This window comes from Rhodococcus coprophilus NBRC 100603 (assembly GCF_001895045.1).
GTDB lineage: Bacteria > Actinomycetota > Actinomycetes > Mycobacteriales > Mycobacteriaceae > Rhodococcus > Rhodococcus coprophilus.
This window is the reverse complement of the sequence record NZ_BDAM01000001.1, coordinates 124,598-147,872: the sequence shown is the minus strand read 5'-3', so window position 1 is coordinate 147,872 and position 23,275 is coordinate 124,598. Positions and strand designations below refer to the sequence as shown.

Annotated in this window: 3 protein-coding genes; 1 reads left to right on the top strand and 2 read right to left on the bottom strand. The window is 72.4% G+C overall.

The annotated features are described in order from the left end of the window. The first annotated feature begins 199 nt into the window (after positions 1-199). Positions 200-22,294, top strand: coding sequence for a non-ribosomal peptide synthase/polyketide synthase (locus tag RDCOP1_RS00615; RefSeq protein ID WP_072698155.1), 22,095 nt, complete (start codon positions 200-202; stop codon positions 22,292-22,294). A 21-nt stretch (positions 22,295-22,315) separates the two neighbouring features. Here the strand turns inward: RDCOP1_RS00615 and RDCOP1_RS00610 are convergent, their stop codons facing one another. Both RDCOP1_RS00610 and RDCOP1_RS00605 read right to left on the bottom strand, forming a co-directional pair. Then, a complete protein-coding gene (locus RDCOP1_RS00610; RefSeq protein WP_072698154.1) occupies positions 22,316-22,900 on the bottom strand; it encodes an ATPase in 585 nt (194 codons plus the stop codon). Then, the gene (locus tag RDCOP1_RS00605; RefSeq protein WP_072698786.1) at positions 22,897-23,274 is read right to left on the bottom strand and encodes a TA system antitoxin ParD family protein; all 378 of its coding nucleotides are present in this window, start codon (positions 23,272-23,274) and stop codon (positions 22,897-22,899) included. Before RDCOP1_RS00605 ends, RDCOP1_RS00610 begins: the two co-directional genes overlap by 4 nt. Between the last annotated feature and the right edge of the window lies 1 nt (position 23,275).

Sequence of the window (23,275 nt, the reverse complement as noted above, 5' to 3'; positions counted from 1 at the left end):
GCGCGGCGCGCAATTCGCCGTTCCTGTTTCCAGAATTCGGACGCCTCCGGTAATTCTGAGCTAGCTTGGGGAAGTGCTCGCGGTCATGCCGCGGAGCACGAACGGGGGCCGTACTCGGCGAGACAGGATCGGCGAGGATCGGCCCCGACGCGATGTCGGGGGCGCGCCGTTTCACGCCAACATCGCTTCCGGAGGGGACATGTCGTTGCGACAGGGTCGTCTGCAGCTACCACCCGATGCTTTTCCACTCTCGTCCGCACAACGCTCCATCTGGTTCGCACAACAACTCGAACCCGACGTGCCGATCTGCATTGCCCAGTACGTCGACCTGCCCGGTGAACTCGACATCGACCGGGTGCGTCAGGCCGGCTACGTCGCCGGCGGTGAGTTCCAATCCGCGTACCTGCGGGTCGTGGAAGTCGACGGCGAGCCGTACCAGTACGTCGACCCGGCGCTGGCCGAGCATCCGATCGACCTGGTCGACTTCCGGGCCGAATCCGACCCGCTCGAGGCGGCGCACAGCTGGATGACCGCGGACTACTCCCACCCGGTCGATCTTGCGCACGACCCGCTGGTGAACATGACGCTGCTGCGGATCGCCGACGCCCGCTATCTCTGGTACGGCCGCATCCATCACGTCGCGCTCGACGGTTACGCCGCGATGACCATGGTCAACCGCATCGCCGCGCTCTACACCGCCGCCCTCGAGAACCGCGATCCCGATCCGGCGGGCGCCGCCGACCTGCGCACCCTCTACGACTGGGACCGCGATTACCGCGAGTCCTCCCGGTACATCACCGACCGGGACTACTGGATGGAGCGGGTCGCCGGGCTCGAAGACGGCTCGTCGCTGGCCACCCGCACCGGGCCCCTCGCACCGGTGTCGCTGTTGTCGAGCATCGCGCTGCCCGACGACCTGGTCACCGCCCTGACCGCCATCGACGAGGACTCCGGGTCGTCGTCCACCGCCGCCGTGGTCGCCGCGTTCGGGTGCTACCTGGCGCGGATGACCGGCACCGACGACGTGGTGGTGAACCTGCCGGTCTCCGCCCGCACCACCGCCTCCGCCCGGCGCTCGGGCGGCATGCTCGTCAACACCGCCCCACTGCACCTGCACATCGACCCGGACGGCACCCGCACCGCGCTGGTGCGGCGCGTGCAACTGGAACTGACCGGGGCGCTGCGCCACCAGCGGTGCAGCATCGAGGACATCCGCCGGGAATCGGGCACCACCGCCCCGCACGCCTACGCCGGGCCCACCATCAACGTGATGCTCTTCCGGCAGGAGATCGTGCTCGGGGACCTGCGCGGCGAATTCCACATCATGACGTCCGGGCCCGTCGAGGACCTGCTCGTCAACATCTATCAGAGCGGCACCCCGGCCAGGACGTTCCTCGATTTCCGGGGCAATCCGCATCGGTACGACGACGCCGAGATGCGCGAGCACCACCACCGGTTCGTGGAAGTACTCACCGCGTTCCTGCACGCCGACGGGGACACACCGGTCGGCGAGATCGAGCCGGCAACCGCCGCGATCGGGGCACAGCGCGCCCGCGCCGCCGCCGACGCCGCGTACTGGCGCACCACCCTCGCCGACGCGCCCGACCACCTCGCCCTGCCTCGCCCCACCCGGCCCGCCGACCTCGAGCCCGCGGAGGCGGGGGAGGGGATCCGCGACAGCGGAGTCGCCGAGTTCGACACCGCGCTGACCGTCGCGGACGGCACCGCCGAGGTGCTCCGGGACCCGGACGCCGACCCGCGGCCCCTGCTGTACGCCGCCGCCGCCGTGGTCACCGCGATGCTCACCGGCAGCCGCGACGTCCTCGTCGGCGCCCCCACGAGCACCGCCGTGCTGCCGGTGCGCAGCGGCAGCACCGCGGTGCTGCCGCTGCGCAGCGACGTCGACCCCGCAGAACCGTTCGCGCAGTTCCTCGAGCAGGTCCGGCAGCACGACCGCGACGCGCAGACGCACGCCGGTGTCGACCCTGCCGTGCTCGCCGGGGTGTACGTGCCGGTCGTCGTCGACGTCGCCGCGGCGCCCCACGACGCCACCGCACACCCCACCGACGGCACCGCGCTGACGTTGCGCCTCACCACCGACGCCGACGGATTGCGCGTGCACGGCCGCTACCGCCCGGACCTCGTCGACGAGGACACCGCCCGCAGCGTCGTCACCCGGATCGCCCGCGTCCTCGACACCGCCGTCGCCGCCCCCACGACGTCGATCGGGGACCTTCCCGTCGTCGGTGACGACGAACTCGCCGGACTGCTGCCCGCACGCGGGCTCCCGGCGACCTCCCCGCAGACGCTGCCCGAAATCCTGTCGGCGGTCGCGGCGATCGTGCCCGACGCGGTGGCGTTGTCTCGCGGCGACGACTCGCTGACCTACCGGGAACTCGACGAGTGGTCCAACCGGGTCGCGCGGATCCTCGTCGACGCCGGTGTCGGCCCCGAACAGTACGTCGCGCTGGGCATCGGCCGGTCCCTCGAATCGGTCGCCGCGGTCTGGGCGGTCGCCAAGTCCGGGGCGGCGTTCGTGCCGGTCGACCCCTCCTACCCGCGAGACCGGATCGAGTACATGCTCGCCGACTCCGGCGCCGCCGTCGGGCTCACCACCACCGCCCACCGCACCGCGCTGCCCGACGCGGTGGACTGGCTCGTCCTCGACGACCCGGCTGTGCGCACTCGCATCGCCGGCACCGACGCGACCGGCCTGACCGACATCGACCGCCGCACACCGTTGCACACCACGCACCCCGCCTACCTGATCTACACCTCCGGTTCCACCGGCCGCCCCAAGGGCGTCGTCGTTCCGCACCTGGGCCTGGCGAACCTGTCCGCGACGCTGCACTCGCGGCTCGCGCCGCAACCCACCTCCCGCGTCTCCCACTTCTCGTCGCCGAGTTTCGACGCCTCGATCTTCGAATACATGACCGCGTTCGGCATCGGCGCGACCCTGGTCGTCATCCCCGCCCACGTGTACGGCGGCGACGAGCTGGCCCGGCTGATGCGCGAGGAACGGATCACCCACGCCTTCTCCACACCCGCCGCGCTGGCCTCCGTCGACCCCACCGGCGTCGACTGCGAGGCGGTCACCGTGGCGGGGGAGGCCTGCCCGCCCGAACTGGTCGCCCGCTGGGCACCCGGCCGGCGCATGTTCAACGGCTACGGACCGACCGAAACCACCATCGTCGTCAACATCACCGATCCGCTCGTCCCGGGCGAACCGATCACCATCGGCACCCCCGTGTGTGGTGTCGACGAGACGATCCTCGACAACCGGTTGCGCCCGGTGCCCGCCGGGGTGACCGGCGAACTGTACGTCGGCGGACCCGGCGTGACCCGCGGATACCACGGGCAGCCGGGACTGACCGCCACCCGGTTCGTCGCCGACCCGCACGGACCCGCCGGGAGCCGCGTGTACCGCACCGGCGACGTGGTGCGCTGGCGGCCCACCCCCGACGGCGCCCCGACCGCCGAATACCTCGGCCGCTCCGACTTCCAGGTCAAGATCCGCGGATTCCGCATCGAACTCGGCGAGATCGATACCGCGCTCACCGACCATCCCGACGTCGCGTTCGCCGCCACCCTCGGCCACACCGCCCCGTCCGGTGACACCCTGCTGGTGTCCTACGTGCTGCCCGAACCCGGCCGCACCGTCGAGCACGACACGCTCCTCGCGCACCTGGCGGGCAGACTCCCGGCGCACATGGTGCCCGCCGCGCTCGTCGCACTCGACGAGATCCCGCTCACCGCGGTCGGCAAACTCGACCGCCGCGCCCTCCCGGAACCGGTGTTCGGCCCCGCCGGCCCCACCGGCACCGCACCGGCGTCCGCCGCCGAGGCGACGATCACCCGGGTGTTCGCCGAGCAACTCGGCGTCGCCGAACTCGGTGTGCACGACAGTTTCTTCGATCTCGGCGGCAACTCCCTGATCGCCACCCGCGTGGTGTCCCGCCTCAACGACGCACTCGGCACCGACCTGGGGGTGCGGACACTGTTCGAAGCGCCCACCGCGCGCACCCTCGCCGCGCAACTGACCGACGCCCCCACCGACCGGGTGCCGCTGATCGCCGGTCCCCGCCCGGACCGGATCCCGGTCTCCGCCGCCCAGCAGCGCCTGTGGTTCGTCAACCAGCTCGACCCGGGGTCCGCGTCCTACAACCTCCCGATGGCCCTGCACCTGACCGGACCGCTCGACACCGCCGCGCTCGCCGCCGCCGTCACCGACGTGTTCGACCGGCACGAAACGCTGCGCACCGTCTTTCCCGCCACCGCCGACGGACCGATCCAGCAGGTCGTGCCCACCACCGAGCTGGACCCGGACCTGGCCGCCGTGCCGATCGACGCCGCCGACCTCGACGCGGCCGTCGCCGAATTCACCACTGCCGGTTTCGATGTCACCACCGACCTGCCCGTGCGGGCCCGGCTCTTCACCACCGCCACCGACGACCACACCCTCGCGGTGGTGGTGCACCACATCGCCGCGGACGGTGCCTCCCTCGCCCCGCTGGCCCGCGACCTGGTCTCCGCCTACGCCGCCCGCACCCACGGCACCGCGCCGACGTGGACACCGCTGCCCGTCCAGTACGCCGACTACACACTGTGGTTCGACGAGGTGCTCGGCGATGCCGCCGACCCCGATTCGCGGGCCGCGACCCAACTCGCGTTCTGGCGCGACAGGCTCGCCGGCGCCCCCGAACTGACGACACTGCCCACCGACCGGCCGCGCCCACCGCGGCAGTCGTTCCGCGGCGACACCGTCCGATTCGACCTGGACCCCGAGTTGTACCGCAGGGTCGACGAACTGGCCCGTGCGCAGGGCGCCACCACCTTCATGGTCGTGCACGCCGCGCTCGCGGTGCTGCTCGCGCGCCTGTCGGGCAGTGACGACATCACCGTCGGCACCCCGGTCTCCGGCCGCGGCGATTCGGCTCTCGACGAACTGGTCGGCATGTTCGTCAACACGGTCGCGCTGCGCACCGTGTTGCACGGAGACGGGACGTTCACCGACCTGCTCAGCACGGTCCGCGACGAGGACCTCGACGCCTTCGCGCACGCCGACGTGCCGTTCGACCGGCTCGCCGACACCCTGGTCACCGCCCGGTCGGAGGCGTACTCCCCGCTCTTCCAGGTCATGTTGGCGTTCCAGAACAACGAATCCGCGCATCTGCAGTTGCCGGGCCTGGCCATCGACATCGCCGAAATCGACACCGGCACCACCAAATCCGACCTGCACCTGATGCTCAGCGACGTCCGCGGCGACGACGGCACCACCGTCACGTCCGCCGGCGCGCTGTCCTACGCGACCGACCTGTTCGACCGCGCCACCGCCGCCGCGTTCGCCGACAGCTTCGTGCGGATGCTCACCGCGCTCGTCACCGCCCCCACCACCGCGATCGGGGACGTCGACCTGCTCACCGCCGACGAACGCACCCGCATCCTCGAGGACTGGAACGCCACCACCGCACCCCGCACCGACGCGACCCTCGGCGACCTGTTCGCCGCGCAGGTCGCCGCCACCCCCGATGCACCCGCCGTCACCGCGGGCGACAGCACCCTGAGCTACGCCGAGTTCGACACCGCCGCCAACCGTCTCGCGCACGTCCTGCTGGGCGCCGGCGCCGGACCCGAACGGGTCGTCGCCCTGGCCGTGCCCCGCTCGCTCGACCTGCTGATCGGCATGTATGCGATCGTCAAGACCGGAGCGGCGTATCTGCCGCTCGATCCGGACCACCCCGTCGACCGGATGGCCTACGTCCTCGACACCGCCCGCCCGGTGACGGTGCTGACGCGCGGCCGCGACCATCTCACGCTGCCCGACGGCACCCCCACCGTCGACCTGGACACCGTCGACACCACCGGCGTCCCGGCGACCGCACCCACCACCGCCGACCGGCCCGACCCGACCGGCGACACCCTCGCCTACGTGCTGTTCACCTCCGGCTCGACCGGCCGGCCCAAAGGGGTTGCCGTCGGGCACGCTGCCATCGTCAACCGGCTGCGCTGGATGCAGCACACCTACCCGCTGACCGCCGCCGACACCGTCGTCCAGAAAACCCCCGCCACCTTCGACGTGTCGGTCTGGGAGTTCTTCTGGCCGTTGCAGGTCGGTGCGCATCTCGTGCTCGCCGACCCCGGCGGCCACCGCGACCCCGCCTACCTGCTCCGGCTGATCGACGCCCGGCAGGTCACCGTCGCCCACTTCGTGCCGTCGATGCTCGAGGTGTTCGTCGACACCGTCACCGACGGTCGTGGCGCCTCGCTGCGGTTGCTGTTCGCCTCCGGGGAAGCGCTGCCGGCGGCGGCCGTCGCCGCCACCCGCGCCGCGCTGCCGGGCGCGGCCCTGCACAACCTGTACGGCCCCACCGAGGCCGCTGTGGACGTCACCGCCTGGCCCACCGGCGACACGGACACCGGTTCGGTGCCCATCGGCACCCCGGTGTGGAACACCCGCACCTACGTGCTCGACGCGCGCCTGCATCCCGTCCCGCCCGGCGCGGCCGGCGAACTGTATCTCGCGGGCATCCAACTCGCCCGCGGCTACCTCGACCGCCCTGCCCAGACCGCCGACCGGTTCGTCCCGGACCCGTACGGGCCGCCCGGATCACGCATGTACCGCACCGGCGATCTCGCCACCTGGCGCCGCGACGGCGCACTGATGTACCTGGGCCGCACCGACTTCCAAGTAAAAGTTCGCGGTCTGCGCATCGAACTCGGCGAAATCGAAGAGGTGCTGCGCAGCCACCCGGACGTCGCGCAGGCCGTCGCGGTGGTCTACCGGCGCGGCGACACCCATCTGGCCGGCTACGTCGTGCCGCGCCCCGACCGGGCCGTCGACACCGCGGCGTTGACCGCGTACACCGCCGCGCGGCTGCCGGACTACATGGTGCCCGCCGCGCTGACGGTGCTCGACCGTCTTCCCATCGGGCCCAACGGCAAACTCGACCGCCGGGCCCTGCCCGAACCCGACCACACCGGCACCGCCCCGTACCGGCCGCCGCGCACCCCCGACGAGCAACACGTCGCCGCGGCGTTCACCGATCTGCTCGGCACCCCCGACGTCGGCCTGGACGACAACTTCCTCGACCTGGGCGGCACCTCGCTGCTCGCCATGCGTCTGGCCGCCCGGCTGTCCGCGTCCCTCGGCGCCGATGTCGGCATCCGGGATCTGTTCGACCATCCCACCGTGGGCGATCTCGCCGCGCACCTGAGCCGCGCCGACCGCGACACCGCCGCCCGGCCTGCCCCGGTCGCCGGGCCCCGCCCGGACCCGATTCCGCTCTCCCCGGCGCAGCAACGCATCTGGTTCATCAACCAGTTCGACACCACCTCCCCGGCCTACAACATCGCCGTCGCCCTGCGGCTGTCCGGTGACCTCGACCTCACCGCGCTGCGCCTCGCCGTCGCCGACGTCGTCGCCCGCCACGAATCGCTGCGCACCCGTTACCCGTTCGCCGACGACGGGCCCGTGCAGGTCGTGGTGCCCGCCGCGGCCGCCCCACCCGAGTTCGGGGTGATCCCGCTCGATCCCGGGGCCGATCCCGCCACGCAGATCACCCGCATCGTCGGCGCCGGGTTCGACGTCGCCACCGAAATCCCCACCCGGATCCGCGTCCTGACCGTCTCCGACACCGAACACATCCTGGTGCTGGTGGTACACCACATCACCGCCGACGGGTTCTCGATGGGCCCGCTGGCCCGCGACATCATCGGCGCCTACACCGCGCGCCGCGCCGGGCACCCCCCGCAGTGGGACGCCCTGCCCGCGCAGTACGCCGACTACACGCTGTGGCAGCACCGCGTCCTCGGCGACGAGAACGATCCCACGTCCGTCGCCGCCCGGCAGCTACAGTTCTGGCGCGCCACCCTCGACGGCGCGCCCGAACTGCTCGAACTGCCCCTCGACCGGCCCCGCCCGGTCCAGCAGAGCCAGCGCGGCGCGCAGGTGCCGTTCACCGTCCCCGCCGGCACCCACCGGCAACTGGTGGCCGTCGCCCGCCGCCACGACGCGTCGGTGTTCATGGTCGTGCACGCCGCCCTGTCGGTGCTGCTCGCCCGCCTCGCCGCCACCACCGACATCGTCGTCGGCACCCCTGTCGCCGGGCGCGGCCACCGCAACCTCGACGACCTCGTCGGCATGTTCGTCAACACCGTGGTGCTGCGCAGCCACGTCGACGAAAGCGCCCCCTTCACCGCGCTGCTCGACGAACTGCGGGACGGCGACCTCGCCGCGTTCGGACACGCCGACGTCCCGTTCGAACGGCTCGTCGAGGTCCTCGACCCGCCCCGCTCGACCGCGTATTCCCCGCTGTTCCAGGTGCTGCTCGAGTTCCAGGACACCGAACGTCCCGACGTCCACCTGCCGGGGCTGACCGCCTCGGTGCTGGACCTGCAGCCGGGACTGTCGCATTTCGACCTGCAGTTGTCGATCGCCGAAACCGCCGACGAGAACGGACCCGCCGGGATCCGCGCCGCGTTCACCTACGCCACCGACCTGTTCGACGAGGCCACCGTGGCGTCGTTCGCCGACCGGTTCGTGCGGATCGTCGACACCATCGGCACCACCCCGACCGTCCCCGTCGGCGACATCGACATCGTCACCGGACGCGAACTCGCCGCACTGTCGCCCGCCCGCGGCCTGCCGCCGGTCTCACCCCAGTCGTGGCCGGAACTGCTGACCTCGACCGCGGCGATCGTGCCGGATGCGGTCGCGCTGTCCTTCCGCGGCCGCGAGGTGACCTACGCCGAACTCGACCACTGGTCCACCCGCGTGGCGCGGCTGCTCATCGACGCCGGCATCGGACCGGAATCGGTAGTGGCCCTGGGATTGTCGCGTTCGATCGAGTCGGTGGCGGCGGTATGGGCGGTGACGAAGACCGGTGCGGCGTTCGTCCCCGTCGACCCCACCTACCCACCCGACCGCATCGCCTACATGCTCGCGGACTGTTCCGCCGCCGTCGGTGTGACCACCACCGACCACGCCGCGGCGCTGCCCGACACGGTGCCGTGGCTGGTCCTCGACGACCCGGCGGTACGGCGCCGCATCGACGCCGCCTCCGACACTCCCGTCACCGACCTCGACCGCACCACCGCGCTGCACCTCGACCACCCCGCCTACCTGATCTACACCTCCGGATCGACGGGCCGCCCCAAGGGCGTGGTGGTCACCCACCGCGGCATGGCCAACCTGCACGCCGAGGTGCGCAGCCACTTCACGCTCACCCACACCGCCCGCGTGTCCCACCTCGCGTCGCCCAGTTTCGACGCGTCGATCTTCGAACTCACCAAGGCGTTCTCCGCCGGCGCCACCCTGGTCATCGTCCCGCCCGACATCTACGGCGGCGACGAACTCGCCCGGGTACTGCGCGACGAACGAGTCACCCACGCCTTCGTCACCCCCACCGCCCTCGCCTCACTCGACCCCGCCGGACTGGACACCCTGCAGGTGCTGGTCGTGGCGGGGGAGGCGTGCCCCCCGGACCTCGTCACCCGCTGGGCACCGGGCCGGCAGATGTTCAACGGCTACGGCCCGTCCGAAGCGACCATCGAAACCAGCGTCAGCGCGCCCCTGGAACCGGGGCACACCGTCACCGTCGGCGGCCCCGCCATCGGCTTCCACCAGGTGGTGCTCGACGACCGGTTGCGGCCCGTCCCCACCGGGGTGGCCGGCGAACTGTACATCGCGGGTGCCGGCGTGGCGCGCGGCTACCACCGCCGCCCCGACCTGACCGCGGCCCGGTTCGTCGCCGACCCGTACGGCGCCCCGGGGGAGCGGATGTACCGCACCGGCGACATCGTGCGGTGGCGCTCCGACGGCACCGTCGAATACCTCGGCCGCTCCGACTTCCAGGTCAAGGTCCGCGGTTTCCGCATCGAACTCGGCGAGATCGACGCGGCCCTGACCGCCCACCCGGACGTGGTGTTCGCGCACACCCTCGGCCACACCGCACCCAGCGGCGACACCGTCCTGGTGTCCTACGTGCTGCCCGACCCCGCGGCCGCCCCCGACCCGCAGACGCTGCGCACCCACGTCGGGGCGTCCCTGCCCGCGCACATGGTGCCGGCCACCGTCGTCGTACTCGACGAGATCCCGCTCACCCCGGTCGGGAAACTCGACCGGCGCGCCCTGCCCGTCCCGGACCTCGCCGCGACCGGCGGCGACTACACGGCCCCGACCTCCGACCTCGAGCGGGTCCTCGCCGGCATCCTCGCCGAGGTGCTCGGCCACCCGCAGATCTCCATCGACGACAACTTCTTCGACCTGGGCGGCAACTCGCTGATCGCCACCCGGGTCGTCGCCCGCATCAACACCGCGCTCGGCACCGACGCCGGGGTGCGGGTGCTGTTCGAAGCACCCACCGTCCGGGCGCTGGCGACGCGGGTCCTCGACGACCACGGCGGACACGGCGGGGTGCCGCTCACCGCCGCGGAACGCCCGGACCGGCTCCCGTTGTCCCCGGCGCAGCAGCGGATGTGGTTCGTCAACCAGTTCGACACCGCCTCCGCCGCCTACAACATCCCGCTGGCGATCCGGCTCACCGGCCGCCTGGATCTGCCCGCACTGGCCGCCGCGGTCGGCGACGTCCTGGCCCGGCACGAAATCCTGCGCACCTGGTATCCGGACGACGGGCACGGCCCCCACCAGGTCGTCACCGACACCCGCCGGGTCCTCGCCGACCTCACCCCGGTGCCCGTCGCCGCACCCGACCTGCCCGCCGCGCTGCTCGAATTCGTCTCCGCGGGATTCGACGTCGCAACGGCCGTGCCGGTGCGGATCCGGTTGCTGCACGTCGTCGCCGAGGACCCGGATACCGGTGCCGACACCGACCGGCCCGACGAACACGTGCTCGCCGTGGTGGTCCACCACATCGCCGCGGACGGCGCGTCGATGGCCCCGCTCGCCCGCGACCTGATGACCGCCTACCTCGACCGCACCCGCGGCGCCGAACCCTCGGCGGCACCGCTGACCGTGCAGTACGCCGACTACGCGCTGTGGCAGCAGCAACTGCTCGGCGACCCCGACGACCCCGACTCGCTGGCCGCCGGCCAGTTGCGGTACTGGCGCGAAACGCTCGCCGACCTGCCCGAACTGCTGCCGCTGCCCACCGACCGGCCGCGCCCGGCGCATCGCACCTTCCGCGGCGACCTCGTGCGGTTCACCGTCGACGCCGACCTGCACCATCGCATCGCCGCCCTCGCCGCCGAGCACGGCGCCACCGTGTTCATGACGGTGCACGCCGCGCTCGCGGTGCTGCTGGCCCGGCTGTCGGGCACCGACGACATCGCCGTCGGCACCCCCGTCGCGGGTCGCGGACACCGCGCCCTCGACGACCTCGTCGGCATGTTCGTCGACACCGTGGTGCTGCGCACCCCCGTCTCCGGCGACCTGTCGTTCGCCGACCACCTCGACCGCACCCGCGAAATCGACCTGTCCGCCTTCGGGCACACCGAACTGCCCTTCGAAAAACTCGTCGACGTGCTCGCGCCCACCCGCACCACCGACCACTCACCGCTGTTCCAGGTGGTGCTCGAATTCCAGAACAACGAACGCCCCCACCTGGACCTGCCGGAACTGACCGTCGAGCCACTCGACACCGACCTGCCCGTCGCCAAATTCGACCTGCAACTGAGCCTGCAGGAAGAACCCGACGGCACCGGCATGTCCGGGGCGTTCACCTACGCCACCGACCTGTTCGACGCCGACACCGTCGCCGCCTTCACCGACCGGTTCGTGCGGGTCCTCGACGCGGTCACCACCGACCCGCACCGCCCCGTCGGCGACGTGGACCTGCTCGCCCCCGGCGAACACCCCCGCCGCGGTGGGCCACCGCGCGTCCCGTCCGCCGACACGCTCGTCGACCTGTTCCGCCGCGGCGCCGACCGCGACCCCACCGCCGTGGCCGTCACCGCCGAGGACGGCACCCTCACCTACCGGGACCTCGGCGACCGGGTACACCGGCTCGCCAGGCTGCTCGTCGGCCGCGGCGCCGGGCCGGGCACCCTCGTCGCGGTCGCCCTGCCGCGCACCTGCGACCTGGTCGTCACGCTCCTGGCGGTCCTCGAGACCGGCGCCGGGTACCTGCCCATCGACGTCACCTACCCCGCGGACCGGCTCGCCCACATGTTCGCCGACGCCCGCCCGGTGTGCACCGTGACCAGCGGCGACCACGCCGCACCACTTCCCGGCACGGGACCGGAGACGATCCACCTCGACGACCCCGCCGTCCGCACGCAACTCGACGCGCTGCCCGGCACCGCCCTGACCGGCACGGACCGCCTCGGCCCGCTGCACCCGGACACCACCGCCTACGTCATCTACACCTCCGGATCCACCGGCCGACCCAAAGGGGTCGTGGTGCCGCACCGCACCGTCGTGACCCTGATGAGCGACACCCGCGAGATGTTCGAGTTCGATCACCGCGACGTGTGGACGATGTTCCACTCCTACGCGTTCGACTTCTCGGTGTGGGAGATGTGGGGAGCGCTCGCCCACGGCGGCCGGCTCGTCGTCGTCGACTACCACACCGCCCGCAACCCGCAGGACTTCCTGCAGTTGCTGCGCCGCGAACACGTCACCGTCCTCAACCAGACCCCGACGGCGTTCTACCAGCTCATCGAGGCCGACCGCGCCGCCGGGGGAGACCACCTCGCACTGCGCCGGGTGTTCTTCGGCGGCGAAGCGCTCGACCTGGCCCAACTCGGCCGCTGGTACCGCCGGCACGACGACACCGCACCGGCGCTGGTGAACATGTACGGCATCACCGAAACCACCGTGCACGTCACCGCGCTGCCGCTCGACCGGCACCTCGCCGAGACCGCCACCGCCAGCCTCATCGGGGAGCCGCTGCCCGCACTACGGCTGCATCTGCTCGACGAGCGCCTGCACCCCGTGCCCACCGGGGTGGCGGGGGAGTTGTACGTCTCCGGAGACCAGCTCACCCACGGTTACCTCGGACGCCCCGACCTGACCGCCGCCCGGTTCGTCGCCGACCCGTACGGCCCACCCGGGGCCCGGCTGTACCGCACCGGCGACCGGGCCCGCCGCACCCGCCAAGGCGACCTCGAATACCTCGGGCGCAGCGACTTCCAGGTCCAGATGCGCGGATTCCGCATCGAACTCGGCGAAATCGAGACGGTGCTGCTGCGCTGCCCCGGCGTCGCCCGCGCCATCACCGTGGTGCACACCGACGCACGATCCGGCACCGACCGGATCGTCGGGTACGTCGTCCCCGAAACCGGCACCGACCTGGACGTGACCGCCACGCTCGAGCGCGCCGCCGCCGACCTCGCCGGTTACATGGTGCCCGCCACCCTCGTCGTGCTCGACGCGCTGCCGGTCACCTCCACCGGCAAACTCGACCGGCGCGCGCTGCCCGCCCCCGACTTCGCGGCCCGCACCACCGGCGGCCGAACACCCACCGTCGGCGCCGAACAGGCCCTCGTCGAGCTGTTCGCGCAGGTTCTCGGGCTCGACACCGTCGGTGTGGACGATTCGTTCTTCGCCCTCGGCGGCGATTCGATCATGTCCATCCAGCTGGTTTCCCGCGCCAAGGCTCTCGGCCTCGACCTCACCCCGCGCGCGGTGTTCGAACACAAGAGCCCCGCCGGTCTCGCCGCGGTCGCCGGCACCACCGCCGCCCCCGCGGAACTGGCCGAACTGCCCGGCGGGGGAGTCGGCGCGATGCCGCTCCCGCCGATCGTGCACTGGATGCTCGAACGCGGCGGCCACTTCGACCGCTACTCGCAGGCGGTGCTGCTGCGCCTGCCCACCGGCCTCGACGACGCCACCCTCACCGCCGTCGTCGACGCCGTCGTGAACCGGCACGACATGCTCCGGGCGCGTCTCGTCCCCGACCCGGACTCACCCGCCGGATACGGATTGCACGTCGACCCGCCCGGCAGCGTCACCGCCGACACCGTCGTGCACCGCGTACCGGTGACCAGCGCCGCCGACACCGACGAGTTCTTCGCCCTCGCCGCCACCGAACTCGACGCCGCCGCCGACCGCCTCGACCCGACCGCCGGCCGGGTCGTGCAGATGGTGTGGTTCGACGCCACCAGCGGCGCCGGCCGGCTGCTGATCGTCGTCCACCACCTCGCCGTCGACGGCGTGTCGTGGCGCATCCTGGTGCCCGACCTTGCCGCAGCGTGGGGCACAGCTGCGCACGGCGACGCGACCGGGCCTCTGCTGCCCCCACCGACGGGCACCTCGGTGCGCCGCTGGGCGCATGCGCTCGTCGACGCCGCCCGCGACCCGGACCGCCGCGCCGAAGCCGAGTACTGGCGCGACATGCTCACCGGCGACGAACCGCCGCTCGGGCACCGGCCGTTCGACCCGGGCCGCGACACCAACGACACCGTCACCACCGTGATCGGGGACCTGCCCACCGCGGTCACCGACGCGATGCTCACCACCGTGCCGACCGCGTTCCACGGCACCGTCGACCACGCGTTGCTCACCGCCGTCGCCCTCGCCGTACAGGCGTGGCGCCGTGCCCGCGGCGACGACACCACCGGGGTACTGCTCAACGTCGAAGGGCACGGCCGCGACACCGCCGCCGTTCCCGGCGCCGATCTGTCCGGCACCGTCGGCTGGTTCACCACCATCCATCCGCTGCGCCTGGACCTGGCGGGCATCGACCTCGACGACGCACTGGCCGCCGGTCCCGCCGCCGGCCGCGCCGTCAAGACCGTCAAGGAACATCTCGCCGCCGTCCCCGACCACGGCATCGGGTACGGACTGCTGCGCTACCTCGACCCCGACATCGGCGCCGACCTCGCCACCCGGACCACACCGCAGATCAGCTTCAACTACCTCGGCCGGCCCACCGCCGGCACCGGCGGCGCCACCGACACCCCGTGGCTGCCGATCACCGGCTTCCCGCACGGCGGCGCCCAGAACCCCGACATGCCGGCCGCCGCCGTCATCGACATCAACGCCGTCACCGTCGACACGCCCGACGGGCCGGTACTGCGCACCCACTGGTCCGCACCGGCCGGGCTGCTCGACACCGCCGACCTGGCCCGGCTCGACGCCACGTTCACCGCCGCGGCCACCGCGCTGTCCCGCCACATCCGCCACCCGCACACCGGGGGACTGACCCCGTCCGACCTGCCGCTGGTCCGGCTGCCGCAGGACACCATCGAAGATCTCGAACAGCGGTACGGGCCGCTGGAGACGGTCTGGCCCACCGCACCGCTGCACAGCGGTCTGCTGTTCCACGCGCTGCTCGCCGGGGACGATCCCGACGCCTACATCGTCCAACTCGTCCTCGACCTGCGCGGCTCCCTCGACCCCGCGCGGCTGCGGCGCGCCCTCGAACTGCTGCTCGACCGGCATCCCAACCTGCGGGCCGCGTTCGCTCCCGGCCCCGACGGCCACCTCCAGGTGATCCCGGCCCACGTCGAGCTGCCGTTCACCGTCGTCGACACCAGCGACGAACCCGACCCCGAGGCGACCGCCGCGCATCTGCTCGACACCGACCGGCACACCCGGTTCGACACCGCACACCCGCCACTGCTGCGCGTCACCGTCGTCAGCACCGGCCCGGACCGCCACCTCGTGGCGCTGACCAACCATCATCTGCTGCTCGACGGCTGGTCCACCCCCGTCCTGATCCGCGAACTGCTCGTGCTCTACGCCACCGACGGCGACCCCGCCGTCCTGGACCGGGCACACAGCTACGGCACCTACCTGCAGTGGCTCGCCGACCGCGACCCCGACGCGTCGATCGACGCCTACCGGGACGCCCTCGACGGCCTGGACGAGCCGACTCTGCTCGCCCCGCAGCACCGGGCCGCGCACAGCACCGGTGTCTCCGAAGACCTCGACATCGACCTCGACCCCGGTCTGTCCGCACGTCTCGACGAGATCGCCGCGGCCCGCGGCGTCACCGTCAACACCCTCGTGCAGACCGCCTGGGGCCTGGTCCTCGGGGCATTGACCGGCCGCACCGACGTGGTGTTCGGTGCCACCGTCTCCGGCCGGCCCCCGCAGGTGCCGGGCATCGAATCGATGGTCGGGCTGTTCATCAACACCGTGCCGGTCCGCATCGCGGTGCGGCCCGGGGACACCGTGGGCGGGCTCGTCGACCGGGTCCGCGCCGAACAGACCGCGCTGCTCGACCACCACCACCTCGACCTGGGCACCCTCGACCGGCATCTCGGCGCCGCCACCCGCTTCGACACCCTCACCGTGTTCGAGTCGTACCCCGTCGAACGCGCCGGGCTCACCGCCGACACCGACATCGGCGGCATCCGCGTCGCCGACATCACCGGCCACGACGCCGCCCACTACCCGCTGAGCGTGGTGGTGCACACCGACACGGCAGTGCACCTGCGGATGAAGTACCTGCCCGACGTGTTCGACCGCAGCGAAGTCACCGGCATCGCCGACCGCATCGCCCGCGCGCTCGACGCCCTCGCCGGCGACCCCACCGTGCCCGTCACGGCCGTCGACATGCTCACCCCCACCGAACGCCGCACGCTCGTCCCCGTGCACGGACCCGTCGGCGGCAGCGCTGCCACGCTGCCCGACCTGTTCACCGCCACCGCGGCCGCGCACCCGGACCTCCTCGCAGTGCTCGACCCCGCCTCCGGCGCGACCGAACGCACCCTCACCTACCGCGACCTCGACGAACAGTCCACCCGGCTGGCCCGCATCCTGCTCGGACGCGGAGTGGGACCGGAAACCTTCGTGGCACTCGGTATCGCCCGCTCCGTCGAGTCCCTCGTCGCGCTGTGGGCGATCACCAAGACCGGAGCGGCGTTCGTGCCGGTCGATCCCCGCTACCCGGCCGACCGAGTCGCGTTCATGCTCGACGACTGCGGCGCCACCCTCGGGGTGACCACCGCCGCGCACGTCCCCGACCTGCCCGGCACCGTGCAGTGGCTCGTGCTCGACGACCCGGAGACGACCACGGCGCTCGCCGCCGCCGACCCGGCACCGATCACCGACCGGGACCGCACCGTCCCGCTGCGCCTCGACCACGCCGCCTACCTGATCTACACCTCCGGGTCCACCGGCCGCCCCAAGGGGGTGCTCACCACCCACCGCAGCCTCGACAACTTCGCCCACACCCAGCAGGACCGATTCCACCCCGGCCCGGGCTCGCGGGTCATGCACTTCTCGTCACCCAGCTTCGACGCGTCCATCTACGAATACCTGCTGGCCTTCGCCTCCGGGGCGAGCCTGGTGGTGGTGCCCCCGCACGTGTACGGCGGCGCCGAACTCGGCCGACTGCTGCGCGAGACCGCCGTCACCCACGGGTTCATCACCCCCGCCGCGCTGGCGTCGCTCGACCCGGCAGACCTGACCGCGTTCACCGACCTGTCCGTCGGCGGCGAAGCCTGGCCTCCCGAACTGCGCGACACCTGGGCGCCGCACCGGCGACTCGTCAACGGGTACGGCCCCACCGAAACCACCGTGATGGCGACGATCAGCGACCCGATCGGCCCCGGCGACCCGCTCACCCTCGGCGGCCCCCTGCACGGCGTCCACGCCGTCGTCCTCGATCCGGCGCTACGGCCCGTCCCGCACGGTGTCCCCGGGGAGCTGTATCTCGCGGGGCTCGGCCTCGCCCGCGGCTACCACGACCGTCCCGCCCTGACCGCCGACCGGTTCGTCGCCGACCCGTACGGCACGCCGGGAGAACGGATGTACCGCACCGGCGACATCGTCCGCTGGACCGGCGACCCCGATAGCGCCCTGCACCTCGAGTACCTCGGCCGCGCCGACTTCCAGGTCAAGATCCGCGGATTCCGCGTCGAACTCGGCGAGATCGACGCCGCCCTCACCGCGCATCCCGCGGTGTCCTTCGCCGTGACCGTCGCGCACACCGCACCGAGCGGCGAACCGGTGCTCGTCGGGTACGTCCGACCGGCCGCCGACGGCCCCGTCGACGCGGACGACATCAAAGAGCATCTGGCGCAACTACTTCCCGAACACATGGTGCCCACCGCCATCACCGTCCTGGACACGATCCCGCTCACGCCGGTCGGCAAACTCGACCGCAGGGCCCTGCCCGTCCCCGACCTGACCGGCACCGGCGCCTACGAGCCACCGCGCGGCGACCTCGAAACCGCCGTCGCCGCCGAATTCGCCGACGTGCTCGGCCTCGACCGCATCTCGGTCACCGACAACTTCTTCGACGTCGGCGGCAACTCCCTGGTCGCCACCCGCGCCGCGGCCCGCCTCGGCGACAGGCTCGGACGCGACCTCCCGGTGCGCACGATCTTCGAAACGCCCACCGTCCGGATGCTCGCCACCCGCCTCGACACCGGCACCCGCACCCGCACCCGCACCGCCCGCGACACCGCGGGCCCCACCCCCCGGCCGCGCCCGGCCCACATCCCGCTGTCGCCGGCGCAGCAGCGCCTGTGGTTCCTCAACCAGTTCGACCCCGCCAGCGCGGCCTACAACATCCCCCTCGCCATCCGGCTCCGGGGCCACCTGTCCGCGGCGGCGCTCGGCGATGCCCTCCACGACGTGGTTGCACGGCACGAAAGTCTGCGCACCGTGTACCCGGCGTCCGCCGCCGGACCGCGGCAACGCATCCTCGACGCCGACGACGTGGCCCTCACCCTCGACGTGGTGCCCGCCGACCCCGACACGGTGACCACGGCGATCGCCGACTTCATCGGCACCGGGTTCGATGTCACCGTCGACATCCCGCTCCGCGCACGGGTGTTCGCCCTCGGCCGCGACGACCACCTCGCGGTGCTGGTGGTGCACCACATCGCCGCCGACGGTGCCTCCACCAGCCCCCTCGCCCGCGATCTGCTCGGCGCCTACCAGGCCCGCAGTAACGGAGACGCTCCGGCGTGGACACCGCTGCCCGTCCAATATCCGGACTACACGCTGTGGCAACTCGACCGGCTCGGCGAACCGACCGACCCGGCGTCGCTCGCCGCCGCCCAAGCCGAGTACTGGCGCACCACCCTCGCCGGGCTACCCGACGTGCTCACCTTGCCCACCGACCGGCCGCGCCCACCGCAGCAGTCGTTCCGCGGCGACATCGTGCGGTTCCCGATCGATCCCGATCTGCACACCGAACTCACCCGGCTGGCGTCCGCGCACGGCACCACTTTGTTCATGACCGTGCACACCGCCCTCGCCGTGCTGCTCGCCCGCCTGTCCGGCAGCGACGACATCGCCGTCGGATCGCCGATCGCCGGGCGTGGCCACCGCGCCCTCGACGACCTGATCGGCATGTTCGTCAACACCGTCGTGCTGCGCAGCCGCATTCCCGGCGACGCGCCGTTCACCGACCTGCTGGGCACCGTCACCCACGACGACCTCGACGCGTTCGCCCACACCGATCTACCGTTCGAACGCGTCGTCGAGGCGGTCGAACCGGCCCGCTCGACCGCCCATTCGCCGCTGTTCCAGGTGTCCCTCGAGTTCCACAACACCGAACGCCCGGTGCTGGAACTGCCGCACCTGACCGTCGAGGGCGTGCACCTCGACCCGCAGGTGTGCAACTTCGACCTCGAACTGCTCCTCGGCGAGGACCCCGCCGGAGGCATGGACGCCGCCTTCGTCTACGCCACCGACCTGTTCGACCGGGACACCGTCGCCGGGTTCGCCGACCGGTTCGTCCGGCTCCTCCGCGCCGTCACCACCGACCCCTCCGCCCTCGTCGGCGACGTCGCCCTGCTCACCGACTCCGAACGCGCAGCGCTGGTGCCCGCCACCGGCCCGGCGGGCGGCCCCGCCCGAGTGTGGCCGCAGTTGCTCGACGACGCCGTCGCCACCGACCCGGACGGTCTCGCCGTACTCGACGGAGACACCACACTGACCTACCGGGACCTCGACGCCCGCTCCACCGCGCTGGCCCGCCTGCTGCTCGACCGGGGAGCCGCCCCGGACACGGTGGTCGCGCTCGCACTGCCCCGATCCGTGGACGAGATCACCGCGGTGTGGGCCACCACCCGCACCGGCGCCGCGATCGTGCCCGTGGACCCGACCTACCCGCCGGACCGGATCGGCTACATGCTCGACGACAGCGCCGCCACCATCGGGGTCACCGTCGCGGCGCACCTCGGGCAGCTGCCCGGCTCGGTGACCTGGATCGTGCTCGACGACAGCGAGATCCGCGACGACCTGGCGGGCCGGGACACTCGCCCGGTCACCGACCCCGACCGCGCCGTGCCGCTGCGCCCCGACCATCCCGCCTACCTCATCTACACCTCCGGCTCGACCGGACGGCCCAAAGGCGTGACCGTCACCCACCGCGGTCTCGGCGATCTCGCCGCCGCCGAGCGGGAGCATCTGCAGGTCGAACCGGGTAGCCGCGTCTCCCACCTGGCGTCCCCGAGCTTCGACGCGTCGATCTTCGAACAGCTGATGGCGATCTGCGCCGGCGCCACCCTCGTGGTCGTGCCGCCCGACGTGTACGGCGGGGAGGACCTCGCCGCCGTGCTGCGCCACCACCGCGTCACGCACGCCTTCGTCACCCCCACCACGCTGGCGTCCCTCGATCCCGCCGAGGTCCCCGACCTGCATGTGCTGCTCGTCGCGGGGGAGGCGTGCCCACCGGCGCTGGTGACCCGCTGGGCCGACGGCCACCGCATGATCGACGCATACGGACCCACCGAAGCCACCGTCATGAGCTCGCTGGGTGACCCGCTCACCGCCGACGAACACGTCACCATCGGCCGGCCCACCCGCGGCGCCGCCGCCGTCGTCCTCGACACCCGACTCCGGCCCGTGCCGGTCGGGGTGCCCGGGGAACTCTATGTCGCCGGCGCGGGTCTGGCCCGCGGCTACCACCGCCGCCCCGACCTGACCGCCGCCCGGTTCGTCGCCGACCCGTACAGCGACCGCCCCGGCGCCCGGATGTACCGCACCGGCGACGTCGTGCGCTGGACCGCCGACCACCGACTCGACTTCGTGGGCCGCTCCGACTTCCAGATCAAGGTCCGCGGCTTCCGCATCGAACCGGAAGAAATCGACGCCGTCCTCACCGGCCACCCCGACGTCGACTTCGCGCACACCGTCGGATATCCCGCACCCTCGGGGGAGACGGTGCTGGTCAGCTACGTGCGCACCACCGCGGTGCCCGCCCCGGATCCGGGCGCGCTCCGCGACCGTGCCGCAGCCCACCTGCCCGCGCACATGGTGCCCACCGCCGTGATTCCGCTCGCCGACATCCCGCTCACCCCCGCCGGCAAACTCGACCGCGGCGCGCTCCCGGCCCCCGAGTTCGCCGGAGCCGGCGGGCAGCACCGCGCCCCGGCCGACGACCTCGAACGCACCGTCGCCGCAGTGTTCGCCACCCATCTCGGTCTCGACACGGTGTCCGTCGACGACAGTTTCTTCGCCCTCGGCGGCACCTCCCTGCTCGCCACCCGGCTGGTACCGGACCTGTCGCGCCGCCTCGACCGGCGGATCCCGATCCAGGTGCTGTTCACCCATCCCACCGTCGCCGACCTGGCCGCGCACCTGCGGGAACCGGGGGAGGACGAGACCATCGACGACGCGCTGCGGGTGCTCGTGCCGCTGCGCGCGGGCAGCGGACCGGCGCTGTTCTGTGTGCATCCGGCCGCGGGGCTGGCCTGGGCCTATACCGGCCTGACCGAACGGCTCGGCGGGCGCGGCGTCTACGGTCTGCAACTGCCCGCCCTGAGCACCGGAGAGATCGTCGAATCGGTCCCCGCGCTCGCGCGCCGCTACGCCGACGAGATCCGCCGCGCCCAACCCGACGGGCCGTATCACCTGCTGGGCTGGTCGCTCGGTGGAGTCGTCGCGCACGCCGTCGCCGTGGAACTGCAGCGCGGCGGAGCGGCGGTGGACACCCTCGCGCTGATCGACAGTCACCTCTCCGTTCCCGGCGGGGCGAGCCCGATCGCGGTCAAGGACATGCTGCGTGACCTCGGGGTTGCCACCAACGGCGGCCCGGACCCCAGCTACGACGACGCACTGGACCTGCTCGAGCGCAGCCTCGGCGGTCCCACCGGGCTGACGCCGCGGCATCTCGAGCGGTTGCATGCGGGGTCGGCCGCCGCGACCCGCGCGGTGCGGCGGCACTCACCGGACACGTTCATCGGCGACGCCCTGTTCTTCAGCGCTCGACGGTCGTCGACCTCGGTGCCGGCGGTCACCGCGTGGCACGACCTGATCGACGGGATGCTGCACCAGTACCGCCTCGACGTCGAACACCACGAGATGGTGGCACCGCCCGCGGTGGACACCATCGCCACCGTGTTGCGGGCCCGACTCGAAGACAGCGACGCGAACCTACGACGCGGACGCCGATACCGGCGCATCGGCAGCGGATCCGGGCGGTGAACCGGGTCCGCTCGCAGACGATCAGCCCGAGACGGTCGGTGCGCCGGTCAACGCCGCAGGCGTCCACGCGGGCCACGCGACCTCGCCGACCGCATCACCGTCGACGAACCGCGCCGCGATCCGGGTGACGTCCGCGGCGGTGTTGTCGTAGACGGTCGCGTGGTCGGCCCGCCCGATCGCGTCCGCCACCAGCGGCCACAGCCGGTCGAAGCGGGAGCGGATCTTCTCTTCGGGGACGCGATGGCCGCCTTCCACGACGCGTTCGGCAACACGGGCCACCGACAACTCCACGGGCACGAGCACCACATGCAGCACCACCACGTACCCGGCGCGCTGCGCCCGGTCGATCAGATCGAGTTTCGACGGATGCGAGAACACCGTCTCGGCGATGAACGACTCGCCCTGGTCGATCAGCAGGTCACGGATGGTCGCGGCGATCTGCGCGGCCTCGTAGGAATGCTCCTCCGGGCTGTCGGGCCACCGCTGCTTGGCGATCACATCGGCGTTGACGAACACACTGCCGGGCAGCAGGGGAGCGAGACGCTGCTCGACGAACGTGGACTTTCCGGATCCGTTGGGCCCGACGACGAGATCGAGTCGCCTCACAGCACGATCTGGGTGCCGTCAGGCAGATGCTTGACGACGCGGCCCTGCTCGTCGAGCACGACCGAGGCCAGGCCGCGGGCGGCGCGGTCGTCGACGTGATGGCCGGTGGCGAGGGATTCCTCGAGGGCGGCGGCGATTTCGGCGTTGAACACCACGCCTTCTTCGTCGGAAAGTTCGCGCAGCGGCAGCCGCCCGGCGAGCGCGGCTTCGACGCGGCGCCTCGCGACCTGACGCTGGTTGGACACCTCACGGCCGACACGCGCCCAGTGTTCCAATTGCTGACGGGCCGAACGGTTCTCCCGTTCGCCTTCGGACGCAGCCGCGTCGACGAGCTCGGACGAGAACCTGGTCACCTTGTCGACGACGTTCGTCATG

What these genes read in the sequence shown, in the direction of transcription:
- RDCOP1_RS00615 (WP_072698155.1), top strand. Translation starts at nt 200, where the DNA reads ATGTCGTTGCGACAGGGTCGTCTGCAGCTACCACCCGATGCTTTTCCA.
- RDCOP1_RS00605 (WP_072698786.1), bottom strand. Translation starts at nt 23,274, where the DNA reads ATGACGAACGTCGTCGACAAGGTGACCAGGTTCTCGTCCGAGCTCGTC.